17 protein-coding genes and 1 pseudogene are annotated in these 23,962 nt (G+C 34.1%); 16 read left to right on the top strand and 2 right to left on the bottom strand.

What is annotated here, in order from left to right:
- Positions 1 to 107 precede the first annotated feature (107 nt).
- The 6 genes and pseudogenes from AC061E_RS06390 (at position 108) to AC061E_RS06365 (ending at position 5,751) form a co-directional block, all read left to right on the top strand.
- A complete protein-coding gene (locus AC061E_RS06390; protein WP_086453609.1) occupies positions 108 to 710 on the top strand; it encodes a trimeric intracellular cation channel family protein in 603 nt (200 codons plus the stop codon).
- Between the two features lie 36 nt (positions 711 to 746).
- Complete coding sequence (locus AC061E_RS06385; RefSeq protein WP_478285501.1) at positions 747 to 1,733, top strand: GNAT family N-acetyltransferase; 987 nt, start codon at positions 747 to 749, stop codon at positions 1,731 to 1,733.
- A 10-nt stretch (positions 1,734 to 1,743) separates the two neighbouring features.
- The gene (locus AC061E_RS06380) at positions 1,744 to 2,871 is read left to right on the top strand and encodes a DegT/DnrJ/EryC1/StrS family aminotransferase (RefSeq protein ID WP_478285500.1); all 1,128 of its coding nucleotides are present in this window, start codon (positions 1,744 to 1,746) and stop codon (positions 2,869 to 2,871) included.
- Between the two features lies 1 nt (position 2,872).
- Complete coding sequence (locus AC061E_RS06375; protein ID WP_478285499.1) at positions 2,873 to 4,156, top strand: O-antigen translocase; 1,284 nt, start codon at positions 2,873 to 2,875, stop codon at positions 4,154 to 4,156.
- A gap of 185 nt (positions 4,157 to 4,341) precedes the next feature.
- Positions 4,342 to 5,439: pseudogene (locus AC061E_RS06370) on the top strand (family 8 glycosyl hydrolase); the annotation flags it as partial.
- Positions 5,440 to 5,511: 72 nt separating this feature from the next.
- The gene (locus AC061E_RS06365; RefSeq protein WP_478285613.1) at positions 5,512 to 5,751 is read left to right on the top strand and encodes a T9SS type A sorting domain-containing protein; all 240 of its coding nucleotides are present in this window, start codon (positions 5,512 to 5,514) and stop codon (positions 5,749 to 5,751) included.
- A gap of 327 nt (positions 5,752 to 6,078) precedes the next feature.
- Here AC061E_RS06365 and AC061E_RS06360 read toward each other — a convergent pair whose 3' ends face one another.
- Both AC061E_RS06360 and AC061E_RS06355 read right to left on the bottom strand, forming a co-directional pair.
- Positions 6,079 to 8,733 carry a beta-1,3-glucanase family protein gene (locus tag AC061E_RS06360; RefSeq protein ID WP_478285498.1) on the bottom strand — a complete coding sequence of 885 codons (2,655 nt, stop codon included), beginning with the start codon at positions 8,731 to 8,733 and terminating at the stop codon, positions 6,079 to 6,081.
- Between the two features lie 202 nt (positions 8,734 to 8,935).
- A complete protein-coding gene (locus AC061E_RS06355) occupies positions 8,936 to 11,191 on the bottom strand; it encodes a carbohydrate-binding protein (protein WP_478285497.1) in 2,256 nt (751 codons plus the stop codon).
- 667 nt (positions 11,192 to 11,858) lie between these two features.
- On the opposite strand from AC061E_RS06355, the gene AC061E_RS06350 reads away from it, so the two are divergent.
- The 10 genes from AC061E_RS06350 (at position 11,859) to AC061E_RS06305 (ending at position 23,912) form a co-directional block, all read left to right on the top strand.
- On the top strand, positions 11,859 to 13,202 hold the full coding sequence (locus AC061E_RS06350) for a sigma-54-dependent transcriptional regulator (RefSeq protein WP_478285612.1): 1,344 nt from the start codon (positions 11,859 to 11,861) through the stop codon (positions 13,200 to 13,202).
- Positions 13,203 to 13,232: 30 nt separating this feature from the next.
- Positions 13,233 to 14,474: a WG repeat-containing protein gene (locus AC061E_RS06345; RefSeq protein ID WP_478285496.1), complete on the top strand. Its 1,242-nt coding sequence runs from the start codon at positions 13,233 to 13,235 to the stop codon at positions 14,472 to 14,474.
- A 182-nt stretch (positions 14,475 to 14,656) separates the two neighbouring features.
- Positions 14,657 to 14,938, top strand: coding sequence for a DUF7674 family protein (locus AC061E_RS06340; RefSeq protein WP_144889023.1), 282 nt, complete (start codon positions 14,657 to 14,659; stop codon positions 14,936 to 14,938).
- A 139-nt stretch (positions 14,939 to 15,077) separates the two neighbouring features.
- Complete coding sequence (gene kdpF, locus AC061E_RS06335; RefSeq protein ID WP_086455241.1) at positions 15,078 to 15,155, top strand: K(+)-transporting ATPase subunit F; 78 nt, start codon at positions 15,078 to 15,080, stop codon at positions 15,153 to 15,155.
- A 110-nt stretch (positions 15,156 to 15,265) separates the two neighbouring features.
- Positions 15,266 to 16,987 (top strand): potassium-transporting ATPase subunit KdpA, encoded by a 1,722-nt coding sequence (gene kdpA / locus AC061E_RS06330; protein WP_478285495.1) that lies wholly within the window; start codon positions 15,266 to 15,268, stop codon positions 16,985 to 16,987.
- Between the two features lie 8 nt (positions 16,988 to 16,995).
- Positions 16,996 to 19,029, top strand: coding sequence for a potassium-transporting ATPase subunit KdpB (gene kdpB, locus AC061E_RS06325; RefSeq protein WP_478285494.1), 2,034 nt, complete (start codon positions 16,996 to 16,998; stop codon positions 19,027 to 19,029).
- Between the two features lie 192 nt (positions 19,030 to 19,221).
- On the top strand, positions 19,222 to 19,776 hold the full coding sequence (locus tag AC061E_RS06320; protein WP_478285493.1) for a K(+)-transporting ATPase subunit C: 555 nt from the start codon (positions 19,222 to 19,224) through the stop codon (positions 19,774 to 19,776).
- Between the two features lie 161 nt (positions 19,777 to 19,937).
- Entirely contained in the window at positions 19,938 to 21,020 is a 1,083-nt protein-coding gene (locus AC061E_RS06315; RefSeq protein WP_478285492.1) for a porin, read from the top strand.
- A 32-nt stretch (positions 21,021 to 21,052) separates the two neighbouring features.
- On the top strand, positions 21,053 to 22,180 hold the full coding sequence (locus AC061E_RS06310) for a sensor protein KdpD (protein ID WP_478285491.1): 1,128 nt from the start codon (positions 21,053 to 21,055) through the stop codon (positions 22,178 to 22,180).
- Between the two features lies 1 nt (position 22,181).
- On the top strand, positions 22,182 to 23,912 hold the full coding sequence (locus tag AC061E_RS06305) for a HAMP domain-containing sensor histidine kinase (RefSeq protein ID WP_478285490.1): 1,731 nt from the start codon (positions 22,182 to 22,184) through the stop codon (positions 23,910 to 23,912).
- Positions 23,913 to 23,962 lie beyond the last annotated feature (50 nt).

The following is a 23,962-nucleotide window of genomic DNA, read 5'->3' as shown; positions in this document are numbered from 1 at the left end:
AGCCCTTTTATTTAATATTTAATACAAAGCAAGAGCGCTATAATTTAGGTACACGAGAGGTGAATTGACGCAGATTTTATCTATTTTTGGCAAAAAACTAGTTTTAAATGTTTCATTTTCTAGATCTTATTGGTACAATGGCTTTTGCACTTTCGGGAGCATTAACAGCTATGAGTAAAAAAATGGATCCTTTTGGTGTTTTTATTATAGCATTTGTAACGGCTGTGGGCGGTGGAACATTGCGTGACATCTTGATTGGACGTACTCCTGTAGGATGGATGCTAGACTTGAATTATGTTTATGTTATTGCCGTGGGTTTTGTATTGGCTATTATTTTTAGAAAAAAATTTGACAAACTCAGAACTTCCCTTTTTTTGTTTGATACCATAGGATTGGGTGTTTTTACGCTTATTGGTCTTGAAAAAGGAATTCACATTGGGTTACATCCTATAATATGTGTTGCGCTGGGCACTATGACGGCTTGTTTTGGAGGCGTAATTCGGGATATATTATGTACTGAAATTCCAGTTATTTTTAGGCGGGAGATTTATGCAACGCTTTGTATCTTGGGTGGAATTGTCTTCTTTATACTTCGGGATTTAAACCTAGAAAATGATGTACTGTATTTGACAACTTCGTCTATAATTATTTCGCTTAGATTGATGGCAGTCAAGTTTAAATGGTATTTACCTACCTTAGAAAAGAAATAAAAAAATGATTACTTTAATGCTGTCTAAAATTTAAAAGTGAAGCAATTTTATATAAAAAAATACGAACCTACTGATTATAAACTGTGGAATGATTTTATTGGTCAAGCCAAAAATGCTACTTTTTTGTTTCATAGGGATTTTATAGAGTACCATAAAGATCGTTTTGTTGATTTTTCACTTTTGATTTATTTCAACTCACAATTAATTGGTGTATTGCCAGCCAACAGAGTTGAGGATACTGTTTTTTCTCACCAAGGACTTACTTATGGTGGTCTGGTTACAACTGATAAATATAAGCTCAAAACTATTCTCATAGCCTTTAAGGAGGTTTTATATTTCCTAAATCAAAATACGGTTCAAAAACTGTATCTAAAAGCAATTCCCTCCATATATTGTAACAAACCATCTGATGAATTGCTCTATGCCTTATTTTTGGCCGATGCCAAATTAGTCAGAAGAGATTCACTGGCCGTAATTGATTTGTCCCAAAAAGTAGTTTTTGATAGATCGAGAAAAAACGGAATTATAAGAGGCGTTAAAAATAACCTAGAAGTAAGAGAAGAAAATAGCTCTAATGCATTTTGGAACCAAGTGTTGATTCCCAATTTAAAAGCACAACATCAAGTAGAGCCTGTGCATACGGTACAAGAAATTGAATTTTTAAAAACACAGTTTCCTGAAAACGTTCGGCAGTTTAATGTATACAACAAAGATGTTATTGTTGCAGGTGCAACCATATTTGAAACCGAGACAGTGGCCCATTGTCAATACCTATCTAAATTTGAAAATGGAAAAAAGTTGGGAAGCCTTGACGTTTTATTCGAACATTTAATCCATCAAGTTTTTGCTCATAAGCGGTATTTTGATTTTGGGATTTCAAATGAACAAAATGGGAAGTTGCTCAACGAAGGTTTGTCATACTGGAAAGAAAGTTTTGGAGCTAGAACAATAATTCAAGATTTTTATGAAGTACAAACGGCTGATTTTGAAAAGTTAACCGCTATTTTTGTAATTAAAAATTAAGTCTTGATAGATGATTAAATTCCTAGATTTAAAGAAAATAAATGCACCTTATGAAAGTGCTTTTCAAGATAAATTGAAACAAGTACTGGATAATGGTTGGTATATACTAGGGAGTGAGTTGCAAGATTTTGAACGGGATTTTGCTTTATACTGCGGTACTAAGTTTTGTATAGGTGTAGGCAATGGTTTTGATGCACTTTTATTGCTTTTTAAAGGATACATTCAATTAGGTAAATTAAAAAAAGGAGATGCTGTCATTGTTCCCGCAAATACATATATCGCCAGTATATTAGCGATTATGCAAGCTGATCTTGTTCCAATACTCGTAGAGCCTCTACTTTGTACGTATAACATTGATCCTAATGCTATTCTAAAACATATTACTTCAAATACCAAGGCTATTTTAGTTGTTCATTTATACGGACAATTGGCAGATATGGATGCTATATTTGCACTTGCAAATGCTCATAATTTAATAGTAATTGAAGATTCAGCCCAAGCTCATGGTGCTCAAATTACGAGTGGTAATGATGGCTTAGGATTGCAAGAGGAGTCATTATCCCGCAATCAAGCCTATAGTTTTTATCCAAGCAAAAATCTAGGAGCATTAGGAGATGGAGGTGCTATTACTACGAATGATGCGGTTCTTGCTGAAGTTCTACAATCCATTCGAAATTATGGTTCTAAGCTTAAATACAAAAACGATATTATTGGGGTAAACTCTAGATTAGATGAGGTTCAGGCAGCATTTTTAAATGTAAAATTACCTTTTCTAGACGCGGCAAATGCTCATCGAATAGCAGTTGCACAGCGATATTTAAATGAAATAAAAAATAAAAAGATAATATTACCGAGTATTTCAAATTCTATAGATCATGAAACAAGCCATGTATTTCACTTGTTTGTGATTAGAACACTTGATCGAGATGATCTACAAAGATATTTAAGCGAAAATGGTATTGAAACAGTAGTGCATTATCCCATACCGCCACACAAGCAAAAAGCTTTTGAATTTTTAAATCATAACTCATATCCTGTTACTGAAAAAATACACAACGAGGTTTTGAGTTTACCCATGAGTCCTGTTATGACTGAGGACGAAGTTAGTTATGTGATAACGATTTTAAATCAATATTAGTTTGAACATATTAAGTAAAATTATTCAAAATAAGTTGTTTAAAATTGCTACTTGGAATAGCTTGAGTGTTACCGTAAAAATAGTATCAGGATTACTCACTTCAAAGATTTTAGCTGTTTTTGTAGGACCTAGCGGAATGGCATTGGTGGGTAATTTACGTGTTTTTTTTACTTCACTGGAGAATATTTCTACTTTAGGTTTTCAAAATGGCATTGTAAAATATGTTGCCGAAGCCGAAAATAACGATATGGAACTCAAGAAAGTTTTAGCAACAGTAACTATGAGTTTACTAGTCGTTGCGGTAGTTTTGAGTTTTTCCTTGTTTTTTTTGGCATCCTATTGGAATTTTTTGTTGTTTGGAGAAAATTTTGACTTTGTTTTTATCATAAAAGTCTTGGCATTTTCTTTACCATGGTATACCATTTCAGTGTTTTTTACAGCTGTTATCAATGGACTTGGTAAATACAAAAAAGTTATTTGGATCAATACAACAGGGAATGTATTGGGTTTTTTATTGTCTATAATATTAATTATTAATTACAAAACAACGGGTGCGTTACTTGCGCTTGTTTTAATGCCAGCAACACTTTTTTTTGCAGCCGTTTTTTTTGCCAATAAAGAAATTGCATTTATATCCTTATTTTCTTGGAAAGAATTTGATTTTGCTATTCTAAAAAAATTAGCATCTTATACCGTAATGACTTTAGCTACAGCTGTAGTAGGTCCATTTATTTACCTCGCCATTCGGAAAAATATCATCTTGAATTTAGGACTTGAACAAGCTGGATATTGGGAAACGATGCAGCGAATTTCAATGTATTACATGATGTTTGTGACCACTATAATAAGCGTATATTTTTTACCGCAATTGGCTACAGCTAAAAACAATTTGTCAACAAAAAAAATGTTTTTGGAATTTTATAAATTGGTTTTACCATTTTTTATAGTTGCCATGGTGGTATTATATTGCCTACGATTTTACATCATCGATCTTCTTTTTACTCCTGCTTTCCGTCCTGTTACAGCCCTGTTTTTTTGGCAATTATTTGGAGATGTATTCAAGGTTGCTGCTTTAATTTTAGGGTGTCAATTTTTTGCCAAAAAGCTTACCTTAGCATTCTTAGTGACAGAGTTTTTTTCCTTATTTATGATGCTTTTTTTAAGTACTTTTTTGTTAAAAAAATATGGTATTGAAGGTGTTGTATTAGCGCAAGCAATTGATAATGTAATCTATTTTTGTATGTTATTTTTTTACTTCCGTAAAGTTTTTAAAAGTAATACTTAGTTGTTGGGTGAAAATTTCTGTCAATAAAAATCACTTAAATACAATAGATTGTTAGTTATTAGAGTATTAGTTTGTCTTTATTTTATATTCAAATGTTTATTTTTACATTGATTTATGAAATTCAAAGGTCCCCAAATCTTTATAATTTCATTACTAATTAAATAACTAACTTTAACTAATTCATTATGAAATTTGTATTACAACCTACACTTTTTTTTATTTTATTTCTTTGGAATCCAATGATTAGCCTTGGGCAAACTCAGCCTTTTCCAGCTAATAAAGTCTATTCTCATGGTTTAATGGCTACTAACCGAAGCGGTCAAGATGCGGTGAGCAATTATGCTATTTGGAAAACAAATTTTTTAGAATCCTGTTCAAACAACAGATACAGAGTAAAATTTGATTCGCCTTCCCAGACAGTTTCTGAAGGTGTTGCTTATGGAATGTTATTAACTTCTTACGCTACAGATAAAGCCATCTTTGATTGATTATGGAATTATTATAAAGACAATCGTAATGCTAATGGAGTTATGAATTGGAAAATTAATGGATGCTCTGGTGTAATAGGCAATAATGGCGCAACTGATGCTGAGTTGGATGCGGCTATGGCTCTAATTGTTGCTGATTATCAATGGGGAAGTACAGGAACTATTAATTATAGAGCCGATGCTACAGCCTTAATTAGCACTATAAAAAATAAAGAAATTGAATTGAATACTTTTGTTATCAAGCCTGGTGATGCTTTTGGGGGCTCTTCCCTCACAAATCCTTCTTATTTGTCACCTGCATATTGTAGAGCTTTTGGTGTTTTTACAAATGATGTTGTTTATTGGGATACTGTGGCGGCAAAATGTTATACCATTTTAGAAAATAACCTGGTACAAAATAATGCCACTGGTGCTTTGGTTTCCGATTGGTGTCAGGCTAATGGGAATTACTCAAATGAAGCCTCTGGATATGTAAATCAAGGTAGAACATACAACTATGATGCGGCAAGAACACCTTGGAGAATTGCTACTGATTATGTGTGGTATGGGAATACTACAGGAAAAACTTTAAGTAAGAAAGCTTCAGATTTTGTTCGTGTAAACCTAGGAGGAACACAGAATATAAAAGACGGTTACAATCAAAACGGAACGCTTACAGGACAATGGCATAACGCTACTTTTGTAGGTGCTTTTGCTACTGCTGCGATGGGCGGAGAAAATCAATCTCATCTTGATAATTCCTATGCCGATTTAAAAAATTTAAATGAACCTAATAGCTACTTTAATCATACCCTTAAAACACTGTATTTATTTTTGCTAAGTGGTAATTTTTATTTACCGCCTCCAGTTGTACTGTCTACTGCTGCAGTGCAGCTTGATAAAACTCAAATTAATTTATTTCCTAATCCAAATCTTGGGGAGTTTACAATTCAAGCTCCAATATCTTCAAAAATAAAGATAACCAGTATATTAGGTAAAGTAATATTAGAAAAAGAGACATTGACAGAAACAAGCCATATCAACTTAAGTAACAACACTCCAGGGGTTTATTTAGTTCAAATTGAGAGTGATGGTAAAAAGGAAATAAAAAAAATAATTATCAATTAATGAATTAATTCAATTGATAAACAAAAACAACTACAATATACTTTTGTTGTATTTAAATTAAAACTTTTTGGTTTCCATAATATAAAAAAGATAATTTTAGAGTTAAAACATAACTCTAAAATTATCTTTTTTATTAGTTTCGGTTTAAAGCCGTTGAGGTAGACTTGAAAGAAGCCTTTTGCTTTAAAGAATTATGACCATCCATTACAAACATGATTTGTAAAACAATTAATTGCCCCATAAATAAATCATTTTTTGTTTTGGATCAATACTATTTAATCTGATCCTTATTTGTAATGAATGTAAGGGATGGTCATGAATTTTACTTTATTCTTTTAGGAATTTTATTACTTGTTTAGTTCCGTCATTTTTTTGGACAGTGATAAAATACAACCCAGCAGTAAAGTTAGAAACATCAATGCTATTGTTCACAAGTTTTTGATTTACCATAACATTTCCTGAAGACGAAATCACAGTTAAATTAGCGTCAGTCAAATCCGTTTTGAAGTAAAGTATATCTTTTGTGGGATTTGGGTAAACTGTAATTGCTATTTCTTTTTGGGTTTCTTTTTCTTCAGATTTTTTAGCAGTTACCAACTTACTAATTTTAAACCAGTTGAGATTTACTCCTGAATTTTGGATGTAAATTCCAAAGTTGTAAGTCCCTGCATTTACTGTTACTGTCTGCGAAATAGTTTGCCATTTTTGCCAACCTCCTGTATTTGGAATGGTAAGGCTTCCTAACATAATTGATCCAGCATTTAAATCTGAGGATATTTTTGCTCCATTTACGGCGCTTGCCACACGGTACTCAATTAAATAAGATCCTGTTGTTGGGAAATTTATGTTATTGTAAGCCATCCAATCTCCAGCATCTGTATAGCCCACATTAAGACCTCCATCGGTATCTGTAGTAGCTTCGGTTTGTATACCACTCATACTCGAAAAAGATTCTGCTTGCACCAATACTGAAGGTGTAGCAACGTATGGAATCAATTTCCATTGACCACTTGTTTGATTTGCACTTTCCCATTGTTGAATATTACCACCATTTGCAGTGCTAAAAGCGGAGACTTCGACTAATTTACCGCTGTGACCTGCAACAATTTTGTAATAACCGTCTCCAGTAGAAACTAAGATAAATTTTTGATTGTTGGTTCCGCCATAGGCATATTGTTCAACATTGGCACCATTAGCTTTGTCAAAGGCTTTTACATCCATTGATAAACCACTATGTTTAGCAATAATTTTATATGTTCCATTTCCTAAATGGGTAAAGACAAATTTTTGATGGTCTCCATTATTAAGAGCAGCTTGGACAATATTTGCATTATTTGCAGTACTTGCGCCTGTTACTTCCATATACAAACCACTATTTCTGTTTTGCAAGTAATAAGTAGTATTACCTAGAGTGTCTGTTCCGTTAGAAATAATTCGTATCGATTTTACTTTGTCATTCCAAGTGGAGTTTAGACAAGCGTTGTTCGCATTTATCAATGTAGAACTACCCGCAAAATTATCTTCTTGAAAAAGAATTGCTTGAAAGCCTTCAGTTACTCGTATTGAGGATATTACATTTTCATCAATCCCCAGCGTTTTTAATGCCGCCAAATTGTATTCACCCAATGATAATCCACCAGAAAAACCAGCGTAATTACAATCCTTATACACCGTTATCACATCTGTAGTGGAAGGAATTGCTGGAGCTGAATTAGCATAGCCGCCAAAACTCGCTATAACTTTTGTTGGTTTTGGAGAATGTAATGATGGGGATTGATCGGCTACATCATCATATGCAAAACCATAAGATAAATTGTCTACACTGATGCCGGGTAAATGCCAAAATTTCGCATAATGATTCGTTGGATTGCTTTGGTAGAATTTAGTAGCATCATACCAATTTTGTTGCCCAGGGTTTGGTGTAGTTACATTTACCATATGTCGATTTATGGCAGCGGTCAATTGTGCTTGTATGACAAGATCCAAATCACCATCATTTATTCTTCTGTCCAAAACGCCTTTTCCTTCAAGTGCTTCTTGTGTTGAAGGTCTATTTTGTACTCTTCCAGTTCGACCTACAAATCCTCCTGATTGTCCAACCATTACGAGCTGTTCTCCAATGATTCGTCCTTTAAAGACTCCTGCATCACCAGCAAAGAATATCAAATCTTCATTTTTGTATTTGTTCCAAATAGCATCTATGTATGATTTTAAATAATTAGCTTGTGGACCAACAGTAGTTCCTCCAGTTCCGTCAGCAAATGCGGGTGTTTTAGATGGTGCTGTAATTTCTCCCGTGCTATTGTTTACGCAACCCTGAAATTCGGCTGGGACATTGTTTTTAAACGAAGTAATTATGTCCTCGTGTTTTAATAGTTCACCAACACGTTTTTGATAACCATTTGCACCAAACAATTCTAATCCCATGGGATATTGATATGAATCTACTCTTGATGGATTGCCAAAGAAGCCAAATTGGTTATTCGTTACTTCTATTATTTCATATAAAATTCCTTTATTGGGATCAGTTGCATTCAAAGGATTAGGTGAGGTATATCCTTTAACAGTTCCTGATGCTCCAAAGAAATAAAAATACAATTGAGATCCTTTTGAAATAAAAACACGACAACCAGCAATTTGAGGTAAAGTAAAAGTCTTGTTTGGAATTTCACTCAACTTCACAAAACAATTGGCATACTTTGAGTTTAATCCAGGGCCAGTATTTCCTCCAATTGTTGGCTCAACTACTGTGTTGTAGGAAGGATTCATTGGGAGTACTTGACTAGTTTTTGCATTTACCCAAACATGATTACCTGTAGTATAATCAATTCCAACAATCGCTACATATAACTCATTGTCATTAAATGTAGACGTATTCTCGATGGTAAAAGGGATAGGACCTTGACTATAAAGTAAGCCAGTGAAAAACATAAACAACATAGAAATGACGGGATATAGATCCCATACAGTACTTTTTTTCATAATTTTTTTTTAGTTGGTTAGTAAAATAGATTTAGGGGGCAATCAATTTAATATTAAAGATATACTTTTTATGCGATCCATTTGAAAGTTTTGAATAATACAAACAAAGAAGCTTACACCTCCTTAATGAACTATTGTATTTTGCTGTTTTTCCTTTTGGTTTAGATAAAAAGATTTTTTTAAAATAATGCTCAATAAGGATTTAATTGATAATTAACTTCTTCTTTTGATCATTAAAATAAAGAATATAAATTCCTGTATTTAGGCTGCTTACATCCGCTTTTTGTGATCGTCCTGATAGTAGTTTTTTTCCAGAAAAAGAGAAAATCGTCCAATCATATTCGGTGTTAAAGTTAATATAGTCCTTTGCAGGGTTTGGATAAAATGAGTTAGCCTCAATACCTTCTGAAATCTTACTTTCAATAGATTTTGAAGATGCGACAGTAGCAAAATTGAACCAGTTTAGATTAAAACCCGATTTTACCACTTCTAATTTTAAGCGATGATTGCCTTGTGATAGGTTAATACTTGAATTTAATGTTTGCCAATTTTGCCAACCACCAGTAATAGGTAAATCGATCGATTTTATAAATTGATTGTCTACCAAAATATTAATACGCCCGCCACTATCAAAACTTGCTGCTCTTATTTCAAAATTATAAGTTGCCGTATTTTTTACGGAAACATTATATTCTAAGATATCGTTTACATCCAAAAAGCCAACATTTTTTCCTCCATCTGCATCAGCAGTATCTTCTAGTTGAGTACCAAATGTAATCGCATAGTTTTCTGCTTCAATTTTTCCTGGTATGATTAGATTTGATGGATTTGATGGAGTTAAGGAGGCGAAGTTAAACCAGTTTAAGTTAAAACCTTCTGTCACCACTAGAAACCTGATAGTATGCAGACCAGCAGGTAGACTGATGTTTTTAGAAAGGGTTTGCCATGTTTGCCATCCATTAGTCAAAGGCAAAGCAATGGTTTGATTAAATTGGCCATCAATTAATACATTGATTTTTCCGCTATCGTTTGTACTTGCAAAACGTACATCAAGTGTATAATTGCCAGCAGAAGCCACGTTTACATTGTATTCTATCCAATCATTAACTTCTAAATAGCCTACATTTTTTCCCGCGCCAGCATCGGTTGTGTTTTCTAGGGTGACACCAAAAGCATTAACGTAGCTTTCTGCTTCAATTTTGCCTGGTATTGGCAATGCTGATGGGGTTGGCGCTACAAAATTAAACCAGTTGATGTTGAAACCAGCTGCTGCAACTTGAAACTTTAGGGTGTGTAATCCAGCAGGTAAGTTGATGTTTTTTGTAACAGTTTGCCATGACTGCCATCCATTGGTCAGAGGCAAAGCGATTGTTTGGTTTTGTTGCCCATCAACTAAAATATCTATTTTTCCAGTATCGTTTGTGCTTGCAACTCGTAATTCAAGTGTATAATTGGCAGCTGTCGCCACATTTACCTTGTATTCGATCCAATCATTAACTTCTAAATAACCCACATTTTTTCCTGCGCCAACATCGGTTGTGTTTTCTAGTGTTACACCAAATGAATTAGCATAATTTTCTGCTTCGATTTTACCTGGTATATTGTGAGTAACAGTTATTGGTGGCGTACTTTCATTTTTAAACTGAACTTCGGCTACAATAGGGAAATGATCCGATGCGATTGGACTGCTTAAGACCTTAGAAGATTGAGTTGTATATTTAGAATCATTGGGACAGTAAATGTAATCGAACTTAGTACCAAATCCCGTATTTACCGCACCTGTAGGATTAACATCTCTATAAGTGTCTCTGTATTTTGTAGGATTATCAGCGGCTGTTTTCATCCAAATTGTGACGGCATCTATTTCGTTTGAATTAAAGTCTCCAGTGGCATATATAGGATCTGATGGAATAGCTCTGCTGGCCATTCGTTGGGTTAGAAGTTTCATACTTTTCAATCGTGCCTCGGGTAAATCGGGGGTTGGAAAGTGCGAATTAAAGATGTAAAAACCTTTGCCAGAGCTTTTTTCTATAAGGTGAACAAAAGTGCAAATGCGGTTATAAGCCCCAGCAAAACGGGAGGGAACCAGTGGTGTATCCGACAACCAAAAGTTACCAGAGTTAGCGCTGTCTAAGGTATATTTGTTTGCTTTGTAGAATATCCACGAGCCTTCACCACTGTCACCACCATCTCGACCACCGCCATACCACGCATAACCCGTTTGTTGTGCTAGAAAATCCCGTTGGTAATTTACTGCTTCTTGTGTACCTATAACATCCGCTTGTGTCGAATTTAAAATAGCAGCAGCACTCGCTCTTCTTCCGTCCCAGTCTGTTCCAAAAGGTTGTTGTACATTAAAAGACATAATCTTTAGATTCAAATTTTGAGCCTTTACAATAATAGGTACTGTACAACAGACAAAGGATAGCAATAACAATAATTTTAATTTTGTTTTCATGTTAATATTAAATTTGGGGTTAATTTAAGATTCACAAGTTATTGATAAAAATAGATTTAAAAGTTAGGTTATAATTAAATATTGTTACAATATGTAGATACAGTAAAAAACTGAAAGAAGAGTAGAAAAATAGATTAAACTATCTTTTTCCAAAGTAGACTAGGCTTAAAGTCTATTGTTAGCCTAAGATTAAACATAGGACTTCAGAACTACAAATTGAATTTAATTTCAAAATCAGGACTAGTAAAGGAAATTTGTAATGCTCAAATATCAAGTTTTTGCAAACACATTTGTGGAAGGTTCCTATTATAGTTTAGTTGGGGTTTAGTCCAAATTAATTGAAATAAACCATCTCATTATTGAATCATTCTTTTTTTTTTGAAGGGAATGTTTTAGTTGTTTCAATTTATTATTTTGTTTTTATTTTTTGCATTTTTCACATTTTAAAACAAGGCAGATAAATTGAGTTTTAATTTTTATAATGAAGACTACAAAATGAATTTTAAATAGCCAAAAAGCAATATAAAAGATGAAAAACTATTCAATAAATAGTTACTACAAATAAATTATTTTCTTTTCTAATCGATTGTCTTTTAAAATTTCTTTTAATATGTATCCTCAGCAAAGAGGCAAAGATGTAAATTTGTTAATTAAATTCATAAAGCTTATTTTGAAAAACATACTCATAATTGACGATGAAGAGAAACTTCGAGGACTGCTTGCTCGAATAGTAAAATCAGAAGGTTTTCATGTCATTGAAGCTCCCGATTTGAAATCAGGGTTTAAAAAAATAGAACACAACGACATTGATGTTGTACTCTGTGATGTTAAACTTCCGGATGGGAATGGTGTAGATTTTGTAACTAAGATTAAAGAATCCTTTCCCGTTGTTGAGGTTATTTTGTTAACAGCTTTTGGGAATATTTCCGATGGTGTACAGGCTATGAAAAATGGCGCTTTTGATTATATTGTTAAAGGCGATGATAATGACAGAATACTACCTCTGCTATATAAAGCTCTTGAAAAATCAGAATTACAACGTAAGGTTGTGATACTCGAAAAACGAATTTCAGATAAGTTTTCATTCCAAACTATAGTTGGAAAATCAAAAGCTTTGAAGCAAGTAATAGAACTTGCTTCAAAAGTTGCTGTTACAGAATCTACAGTCTTATTAACAGGTGAAACAGGAACTGGAAAAGAAGTTTTTGCTCAAGCCATTCATGAAAATAGCAATCGAGTAGGGAAGTCCTTCGTGGCTTTGAACTGTAGTACTTTTAGTAAGGAAATTCTAGAAAGCGAATTATTTGGTCACAAACAAGGTGCATTTACGGGAGCATTAAAAGATAAAAAAGGGTTTATTGAAGAAGCTCATGGTGGGACTTTGTTTCTGGATGAAATAGGAGAAATGCCAATTGATTTGCAAGCTAAATTGCTTCGTGTTTTAGAAACGAATGAATACATTCCGGTTGGAGGAACTACTGTAAAAAAATCTAACTTTCGTTTGATTGCGGCTACAAATCGGGATTTAAAAACAGAAAGTGAAGCACATCGTTTTCGTTCTGATCTTTATTTTAGGCTAAATATTTTCGAGATTAAAATTCCACCTTTGCGCGAAAGAGTAAAAGACATAGCTCCATTAGCCCAAAGTTTTGCAATTCAATTTTCGGCTAAAACCAATAAAAAAGCAGTTCAAATTGATGCCAATTTTCTTCATAAACTAGAAACGTACCGCTGGCCAGGAAATGTAAGGGAACTTAAAAACGTGATTGAACGTGCCGTTATTTTGGTTAATAACGAGATTTTAACTCAAGATCTGCTGCCTTACGAAATTCAACATCAAACTGTCAAAGACAACAAGATAGTCTCTGCTTTTTCTATAGGTAGCGTCGAAAAATTACACATTCAAAAAGTTTTGAATTATACAAAAGGCAACAAAGCCGAGACGGCACGGTTACTCGAAATTGGGATTGCGACGTTGTATAGAAAACTGGAAGAGTATAATATTACATAGTATCAAATTAAAAAATACAAATACGAACCTATGAAAAAATCATTACTCATAATATGTTGCTTCTTGTCCAATTTAATTTTTTCTCAAGAAAGTGATTTTGTTTATTACATAAGCGGTAATTCTCCAAAATTTGGAATTTTAAATGAAAAAGGAAAAACAATAGTTCCAAATCAATATGAAACGATAGACCAACTTAGTGATGGGTTATTTGCTTTACAATTAAATGGTAAATATGGTTTTATCAATACAAAAGGAGAATTAGTAATCCCTTTTCAATTTGAAAGTACCAGAGGTTTTACAGATGGATATGCCATAGTAATAACTGATAATGATTTCGGAGTAATTGATAAAAAAGGCAATTTCGTTCTTAAAATGGAATATGATGGTATTTATCCTACTGGTCTAAAACAGACATTTTTAATATTCGATAGAAAAGGAAATAAATATGTAGCCAATAGTAAGGGAGAAAAGATATTTGAGATTAAATATGATTCATTAGATAGGTTTTACAATGATTATGCTGTAATAAAAAACGATAGTAAATATGGTTTGATTGACAAAAATGGGAACATTGTAATAGCATGTAAATATTATGCTTTAGGAAACTATGAAAATGGTTTTTCGTTGACTTTTAAAAAAGAAAAGGAAGATTTGGATGGATTAATGGATCTGCATGAGAATATATTAGTTGAGCCAAAATATGATTTTCTATCCACAGCTTTGGTTGATTTTATTGCCATTAATTCGCTAAAAGGATTAATGGATAAGTCCGGCAAAATTGTTCTGGCTCCAGAATATGATCAACTTGGATATTCTTTTGAAGAGGGTCTTATTTCAATTTCAAAAGATGGAAAATACGGATTCGCAAATGAAAAAGGAGAAATTGTTATTTCGATGATTTATGATGAAGTTAAAAATTTTTCGGAAGGGATTGCCCCTGCTTTAAAAAAAGGCCTTTGGGGATTTATAGACAAAAATGGAAATACAGTTATTGATTTTAAATTTAAAGGAGAAATGCGAAGTTTTAGCAATGGATATGCTGAATATGGTAAAGGAGAATCATCATCTGAAACCAATTCTGTTAAATGGGGATTTATTGATAAAAAAGGTAACGTAATAATTCCTAACAAATACAAAAGTGTAAACGGATACAAAAAAGGATTATTTTCAGTTGAAACATCAAAAGAAAATATCTTAATCAATCTTAAAGGAAATACTGTGGCAAAATTAAATGACACTTACAATGGTAAGGTAGTAGGTTCTTCAAATTAAAATACTAAAAAATTCTATATCACCTTATCATTTCAATAAAAGCCTATCATTTTGATAGGTTTTTTTATGACTAAATTTTGGCACGTCAATCTCAAAATCAACAATAACAACACTTTAAATAATTTTAAATCTATTGGAACAACTTTTGGCATTAGCGATGAAGAACATAATAAATCATTCTAATGAAAAATCAAGTCACCACGATTTACAAACAAGCAGAACGCTTCGCCGAAATCACCAAGACTGCCATTATTACGGGAAATATTTCCAGAGCAAAAAAATGTTTGGCACTCGCTGAACGCTTATTGGCAACAGGAAGCAACGAAACAAAAATTGCTATTTCCAATGTCTATCTTTTTTCGGTTTCCTCTTTTATGGAAATGCGTCATTGTACAATTTCAGATCTTTTTCCAAAATCTTTAAAGGCTGAATACATCAAGCAAATTAATGCTTCCGGAGTATAACGAGGCTAATAAATTGTCTAAAAGTCCAATAATCCAATAATCTAAAATTATGATCATCACAATCCTTTTACTCGCACTAGCCGTTTTGTTATTTGCGATTTGTTTTAAATCTGTCGAATTTTTTGAAAAAATCTAAATTATGACTGCACTATTTATTATTGCACTTGTTGTTTTCGGCTATTTGGTTTACGTATTAATCAAACCCGAAAAATTTTAATTATGTGAAATGTAATTCGTAAGAAGTAAAAAGTTGAGAAAAACTCTTGGCAGTATAACTTACATCTCACGTTGCACAACTCACATTTCACCATTAACAAATTACATCTTATGAACACAGAATTATTTGGTGTCATTAGTATTTTTATCATCTCTATAATTTTAGCGGTTCCTGTTGGAAAATATATAGCTAAGGTTTTTACGGGAAATAAAACAGTACTTGACCCGATTTTTAATCCAATTGAGAAATTTATTTTCAAAATAAGTGGTATCAATTCCACCGAAGAAATGAACTGGAAACAACATTTAAAAGCGTTGTTAAGCGTGAATATGGTTTGGTTCTTTCTTTGCTTTTTTGTGTTGTTATTTCAAGGTTCAATGCCTTTGAATCCAGATAACAATCCAAATATGACGCCCGATTTGGCATTCAATACCGCTATTTCGTTTATGGTAAATTGCAATTTACAACATTACTCTGGCGAAACAGGCGTTTCTTATTTGTCACAAATGGTATTGATGTTCCTGCAATTTGTTTCGGCAGGTGTCGGGATGGCTGCCGCAGCATTGGTTTTTACTGCAATGAAAGAGAGAACCACAGATAAATTGGGCAACTTTTATAACTATTTTATCAAAAGCTGTACTCGAATTTTACTGCCTCTTTCTGCTCTTGTAGCCATCGCATTGTTATTTAATGGAACACCAATGACTTTTGAAGGAAAATATACAATCACCACTTTACAAGGTGATTCAGTAGGAGTTTCCCGCGGTCCTGCTGCTGCTTTTATCGGTATAAAACATATAGGAACGAATGGTGGTGGATTTTTTGGAGCCAATTCGGCGCATCCATTAGAGAATCCTACTTATTTTAGTAATGCAGTTGAACTTTGGGCACAATTAATAATTCCGTTTGCTATGATTTTTGCTTTGGGTTTTTATCTAAAGAAAAGAAAATTTTCCTACGTAGTTTTTGGTGTGATGACTATTGGGTTTTTACTTTTAGTTATTCCAACAGTTATCAGTGAACTCAACGGAAATCCCGCTATCGAAAAAATGGGAATTGCCCAAACAACAGGAGCCATGGAAGGCAAAGAAGTTCGTTTTGGACCCGCTATTTCTGGATTTTGGAGCATTGCTACCACCGTAATTTCTACAGGTTCGGTCAATAGTATGCATGACAGCTCGATGCCGGTTTCTGGATCCATGCAATTATTGGCGATGATGGTCAACGCCTTTTATGGTGGTTGCGGCGTAGGATTTTTGAACTTCTATATTTTTATCATTTTAGCGGTCTTTATTTCGGGATTAATGGTGGGACGAACACCAGAATTTTTAGGAAAGAAAATTGAAGCCCGAGAAGTCAAAATTGCAGCTTTCATTGCCATTCTTCACCCTTTATTGATATTGTCAGGAACGGCTTTAGCATCTTATTTTGCTGCAAATGATACTGCAATGGGCTACTGGTTTAGCGGTAATGCCACTGGCTGGTTGAACAATCCTGGACATCACGGATTTTCGGAAATGCTGTATGAATATACTTCGAGCGCTGCCAACAACGGTTCTGGATTTGAAGGTTTGGGCGACAATAATCCTTTTTGGAATATCACCACAGGAATTGTTTTATTATTGAGTCGTTTCCTTCCTATCATTGGGCCATTGGCTATCGCAGGATTGTTGGCCAATAAAAAATATATTCCTGAAAGTGCTGGAACTTTAAAAACAGACACGACCATTTTTGGAGTTATGGTTTTTGCCGTAATCGCCATTATTGCAGCCTTATCTTTCTTTCCAGCATTGGCATTAGGACCATTGGCAGAATATTTTACATTAAAATAATAATAAAAATGAATAACAATAAATCCAATTCATTATTCGAAAGTAAGCAGGTAAAAGAGGCGTTAGTGCAGTCTTTTGTAAAGCTAAACCCGAAAATAATGTTCAAGAATCCGGTCATGTTCACCGTTGAAATTGGAACTGCCATTATGCTTGCCGTGTGTATTGCCATTTTATTTGGCGCACAAGACCAAGGCAGTTTTACTTATAATTTCATAGTATTTTTAATTTTGTTAGCAACGCTTTTGTTTGCCAATTTTGCTGAGGCTATTGCCGAAGCAAGAGGAAAAGCACAAGCGGATAGTTTAAGAAAAACACGCGAAGAAACTCCGGCAAGACAAGTTTTAGCCAATGGCGAAATTAAGAATATCAGTTCTTCTGAATTAAAGAAAGGCGATGTTTTTGTTTGTGAAGCTGGTGATTTAATTGCAACTGATGGTGAAATTATTGAAGGATTAGCCACTATAGATGAAAGTGCCATTACCGGAGAGAGCGCTCCTGTAATTCGGGAAGCGGGTGGCGATAAATCATCAGTTACCGGCGGAACTAAAGTGTTATCAGACAAAATCAAAGTTATCGTAACTAACGAACCAGGAGAAAGTTTCTTGGATAAAATGATTGCTTTGGTCGAAGGAGCAAGCCGCCAGAAAACACCTAATGAAATTGCGTTAACTATTTTGTTGGCTGCCTTTACATTAATCTTTGTGATTGTTTGCGTGACCTTGAAGCCGTTTGCTGATTACGCCAATGCGCCGATAACAATTGCCGCCTTCATTTCTCTTTTTGTTTGTTTGATTCCAACAACGATTGGAGGTTTGTTATCAGCCATTGGAATTGCAGGAATGGATAGGGCTTTGCGTGCCAATGTAATTACAAAATCAGGAAAAGCGGTAGAAACTGCCGGAGATATTGATGTATTGCTTTTGGATAAAACTGGAACCATCACCATTGGAAATAGAAAAGCAACCCATTTTTATCCAGCAAAAGGAATCTCGGAAGAGGATTTTATCAGATCTGCAGTTTTGAGTTCGCTGGCTGATGACACGCCTGAAGGCAAAAGTATTGTGGAACTGGCAGGAATTGAAGTGGCAAACAAACTATCTATTGAAGGTGCTACTTTAATCAAATTTACTGCTGAAACCAGAACCAGTGGTGTTGTTTTAAAAGATGGAACCGATATTAGAAAAGGTGCTCAGGATGCAGCAAAAAATATTGCACTGAAAGCGGGAACTATTTTCCCCGAGGATATTGCACAAGCAGTGATCGCTATCTCATCAAAAGGTGGAACGCCATTGGTGGTTGTAAAAAATGCTCAAGTTCAAGGGGTTATTGAATTGCAGGACATTATTAAAACGGGGATGAAAGAACGTTTTGAACGTTTGAGAAAAATGGGTGTAAAAACGGTGATGGTAACCGGAGATAATCCGTTGACAGCCAAATTTATTGCCGAAGCGGCTGGTGTAGATGATTTTATTGCCGAAGCCAAACCTGAGGATAAAATGAATTATATCAAAAACGAACAAGAACAAGGCAAGCTAGTAGCGATGATGGGTGATGGAACTAATGATGCACCTGCTTTGGCACAAGCCAATGTTGGTGTGGCCATGAACAGCGGAACTCAAGCAGCAAAAGAAGCCGGAAACATGGTCGATCTGGACAATGATCCCACCAAGTTAATTGAAATCATAGAAATAGGAAAACAATTATTGATGACCAGAGGAACGCTTACTACTTTCTCTATTGCGAATGATGTGGCCAAATATTTTGCTATTGTTCCTGCGCTTTTCATCACTGCAATTCCTGCTCTTGAAGGATTAAATATTATGGGATTACACAGTCCAGAAAGTGCGATTTTATCAGCTGTAATTTTCAATGCGATTATCATTCCAATATTGATTCCGCTTGCGCTAAAAGGTGTTGATTATAAGCCAATCGGTGCGAGTGCTATTTTAAAGAGAAATCTATTGATTTATGGTCTTGGTGGATTAATTGTTCCTTTTATCGGGATTAAAATAATTGACTTGGTTGTAGCATTATTTATGTAATCCTCACCCCAGCCCTCTCCAAAGGAGAGGGAGCCTAAACCCCATAAAAGGATTGTGAAAAATGAATTTTATGAATTGACAAACGAAATTAAGAGTAAAAAATTTCATAATTTCTCACTCTCCTTTGCTTCGCCAGTTCGCTGTCGCTTGTGCAGGGAAGGTCGGGATGAATAAAAAAAAAACAAAAGAAAAATGAAAAATATATTTTCAATATTAAAATTTACCTTATTTATGGTGGTATTGTTAGCGGTTATTTACCCAATGGCAATTTTTGGAATAGCACAATTGGCTCCCAATAAAGGAAAAGGAGAAACAATTACCGTAAACGGAAAAGTGGTAGGGTATCAAAAAATTGGACAAAAATTCGATAAATCCAACTACTTTTGGGGAAGACCATCAGCTGTGGATTATAACGCTGCAGGAAGTGGAGGAAGCAATAAAGGACCGAGTAATCCTGATTATTTAGCTTTGGTGCAAAAAAGAATCGACACTTTTTTAATCGTGCATCCTTATTTGAAAAAATCAGAGATTCCTTCGGATATGGTGACGGTTTCGGGAAGTGGGTTAGACCCTAATATTTCACCGCAAGGAGCGTTGATTCAGGTAAAACGGGTGGCGAAAGAAAGAAACTTATCAGAGGGAAAAGTAAAAGCTTTGGTGCAAGCCAAAATCAATACACCAGCAGTAATAGGAACTGCGACCGTAAACGTTTTGGAATTAAATATAGCCTTGGACGAATTGAAATAAGAATGATTTCAATAGAAAAGAGAATGGCAAATTGAAAAAACAAGCTTTTTAAAAACGAGATGCCCTAGCCCCGATAGAAGGGAAAATCCTTTTGTCTCGTTTTTTTTTTGCGAGACAAAAGATTGGAATGATAGCGGGATTAGCTTCTAAAAATAATAGAAATGAAAAAAATAATAAATATTGCTTTAATAGCTTTTGGGATAACAACAGTTAGTGCACAAGAAATTGAAAAAACACAAAGTCCTTTCACGTTTTCGGGTTATGTAGAAACGTATTACAGTTATGATTTTGGTGAACCAGACAATCATGTAAGACCCGGATTTATTTACAGTCATAACAAACACAACGAGGTCAATTTGAATTTAGGATTGGCGAAGGTAAATTATGCTAAAGAGAATGTTCGCGGGAATTTTGCCCTAATGGCCGGAACGTATGCCGATTACAATTTGGCAGCAGAACAAGATTTACTGAAAAATGTTTATGAAGCGAATGTGGGTGTGAAAATTTCGTCGAAACACAATCTGTGGATTGATGCGGGAATTATGCCGTCACATATTGGTTTTGAAAGCGCTATTGGTAAAGATTGCGCCACTTTGACTAGAAGTATTTTGGCTGATAATTCGCCGTATTATGAAGCGGGTGTGAAAATTGGATATACTTCAAAAAATGAAAAATGGTATTTGGCCGCTATGTATTTAAACGGTTGGCAACGCATCCAGAAAATTGATGGCAACCAAACTCCGGCTTTTGGTACACAAGTAACCTATAAACCTACTGCCAAAACCACATTAAACTGGAGTACGTATGTGGGGAATGAACAACCTGATAATTTAAAAAAATGGCGTTATTTCAATAATTTTTATGGACAATTTAAAGTATCCGAAAAGACAAGTTTAACAGCTGGTTTTGATATTGGAGCGCAACAAAAAGTAACAGAAAGTGACCAATATGATATTTGGTTTTCACCGATTTTAATAGCGCAATACAAACCGACTACTAAAATCCAAATAGCAGCAAGAGCGGAGTATTACGCGGATGAAAAAGGAGTAATAATAGCAACAGCAACACCTAACGGATTTAAAACATACGGTTTCTCTACAAATTTTGATTATTTAGTTGCTGATAATGTGATGTTTAGAATAGAAGCAAGAACTTTAAATAGTAAAGACGATATCTTTTTGAAAAATACTGATCCTAGCAATCAAAATGTATTTTTAACGACAGCATTGGCAATTTCATTTTAATTTTTTCTAAAATTTAAAATCCTAAAACTAAATTGGACAACGAAAAAGAAAATAATGTCAAACACTTTCTTGATTTAATTCAGAAATCACGCAAAGGAAAGTTTAAAGTCTACATCGGTATGAGTGCCGGTGTAGGCAAAACTTTTCGGATGTTACAGGAAGCACATACCTTGTTGAAAAACGGGATAGATGTAAAGATTGGGTTTATAGAAACGCATAATCGGAAAGAAACACACGAACTACTAGAGGGTTTACCGGTCATTCCAAGGCGAACCGTTTTTTATAAAGGGAAATTGCTTGAAGAAATGGATTTACAAGCCATTATCAATTTGCGTCCAGAAGTGGTTATTGTAGATGAATTAGCGCATACGAATATAGAAGGAAGCAAAAACGAAAAAAGGTGGCAGGATGTTTTGGAGATTTTAGAAGCAGGCATAAATGTGATTTCGGCAGTAAACATTCAGCACTTAGAAAGTTTAAATGAAGATGTAAAAAACATTACAAATATTGATGTTCAGGAACGAATTCCTGACAGTGTTTTGAGATTCGCGGATGAGGTGGTGAATATTGATTTGACCTCAGATGAGTTGATTACGCGTTTGAAAGAAGGTAAAATCTATACTGCAGATAAAATTCCTACAGCGCTAAATAATTTTTTTAAATCCGATCAAATTTTACAATTGCGGGAGCTGGCCTTGAAGGAAGTAGCGAGTCAAGTCAATCGGAAAGTGGAAAGCGAAGTGGCCAAAAACATTGCAGTAAAACATGAAAAATTGTTGGCTTGCATCAGCAGTAATGACAAAATCGCTAAGACAATCATAAGAAAAACAGCCCGATTAGCGAGTTATTATAATAGCAAATGGTGCGTTTTGTATGTAGAAACACCCAAAGAAAGCAGCGACAAAATTGCGCTCGACAAACAGCGGCATCTTATTAATAATTTCAAGTTAGCTACACAACTTGGTGCCGAAGTAATTAAAGTTCAGAATACTCATATAACAAATGCTATTTTAAATGTGGTCGCGCAAAAACAAATTACGACCGTTTGCATCGGGAAACCGCATTTGAGTTTATTTAAAGTAATTTTATCGACAACTGTTTTTAATAAATTGTTGAACAACCTAACATCTTCTAATATTGATCTTATAATTCTATCTTAAAATGAAAATTAAAACCAAATTAAATCTGGGCGTTGGATTGCTTTTTCTAATGATAATCATACTTTCATTAGCAGCGGCATTTTATATTTTTTCGATAAAAAAAGACACCGAAAATATTCTGAAAGCCAATTATAACACACTAGAATATTCACGTAATATGCTTCTTTCGTTAGATGAAATTAACGGGAATGAAGAAAAAGCAATTACTATATTTGAAAATAATATTACCAAACAAATTGCCAATATTACGGAGGCTGGCGAAGACAAAGCGACCTATAATTTGCAGAAAAATTTCGATTTATTGAAAGAAAGCAGAACTGATGAAACCTTAAAAAGCCAAATTCGTCAAGACATTTTCAAGATTATGAAATTGAATATGAATGCAATAAAAGAAAAAAGTGATATTGCAAAACACACAGCAGAGACTGCTAATTTTTGGATTGCAGTAACAGGAACACTTTGCTTTTTGATTGCGTTCAATTTATTAGTGAATTTGCCCAACAATATTGCCAATCCAATAAAAGAACTCACGGACAGTATCAAGCAAATTGCCAATAAAAACTATTCGCAACGAGTGCATTTTATGAACCACAATGAATTTGGAGATTTAGCCAAATCTTTCAATACCATGGCCGAAAAACTGCAGGAATACAATAATAGTAATTTGTATAAACTGTCATTTGAAAAGAAAAGACTAGAAACTTTAATCAACAACATGCACGACCCAATTATCGGGTTAGACAATCAGGGTTTGATTTTATTTGCAAATGATGAGGCTTTGAAAATAATTGGTTTAAAATCAGAGGACGTTATGGGTAAACTCGTAACAACTCTTGCTCTGACCAATGATTTGATGAAATCGTTAGTAATTACCGATCTGTCAAGCGAAAAACAGAAATCGCTTCCCATGAAAATTTTTGCTGATGGCAAAGAAAGTTATTTCGAAAAAGAAACCATAAACATTACCATCAAACCCACAGGAGAAGATCAAATTATTGATATTGGGAATGTTATTATTTTAAGAAATATTACTGTTTTTAAAGAATTGGATTTTGCTAAAACCAATTTTATTGCTACCGTTTCACATGAATTGAAAACCCCGATTTCATCCATAAAATTAAGTTTACAATTACTTGAAAAAGCAGAAACAGGTAACATTAATGAAGATCAAAAGCAATTAATAGAAAGTATAAAAGACGATAGTCAGCGGTTATTAAAAATTACTGGGGAACTGTTGGAATTGTCGCAGTTAGAATCCGGGAATATAAAGCTGAATATAGAAAAGAGTAATCCTTATGAAATTATGAACTACGCTACCGAAGCTGTAAAAGTGCAAGCAGAACAAAAACAAATTGAACTAGTTGTCGAGACTGATCAAAATTTATCTGATATAAAAGCGGATAGTGAAAAAACTGCGTGGGTTTTGATTAATTTTTTAACCAATGCAATTACGTATTCAACAGAAAATAGTACCATAATAGTAAAACTTAAAAATGAAAACAATCAGGTTGTTTTTCAAGTAATTGATACTGGAAAAGGAATTGATTCCCGTTATAAAACTAAAATTTTTGATAAATATTTTCAGGTACCAGGAAGCCAAAAGTCAGGAACAGGACTCGGATTAGCGATTAGCAAAGAATTTATTGAAGCACAAAACGGAATTATTGGAGTTGAAAGTGAGTTGGGTCTAGGCAGTACTTTTTATTTTAAACTTCCTAGTAATATGCATTGATGAGAAAATCACAAACCTTAAAGACATTGAAAACATTGGTTATCGGATTA

This window comes from Flavobacterium sp. GNP011 (assembly GCF_056428925.1).
Note: the sequence above shows the minus strand (reverse complement) of the source record. Positions and strands in the feature narration are given on the sequence as shown.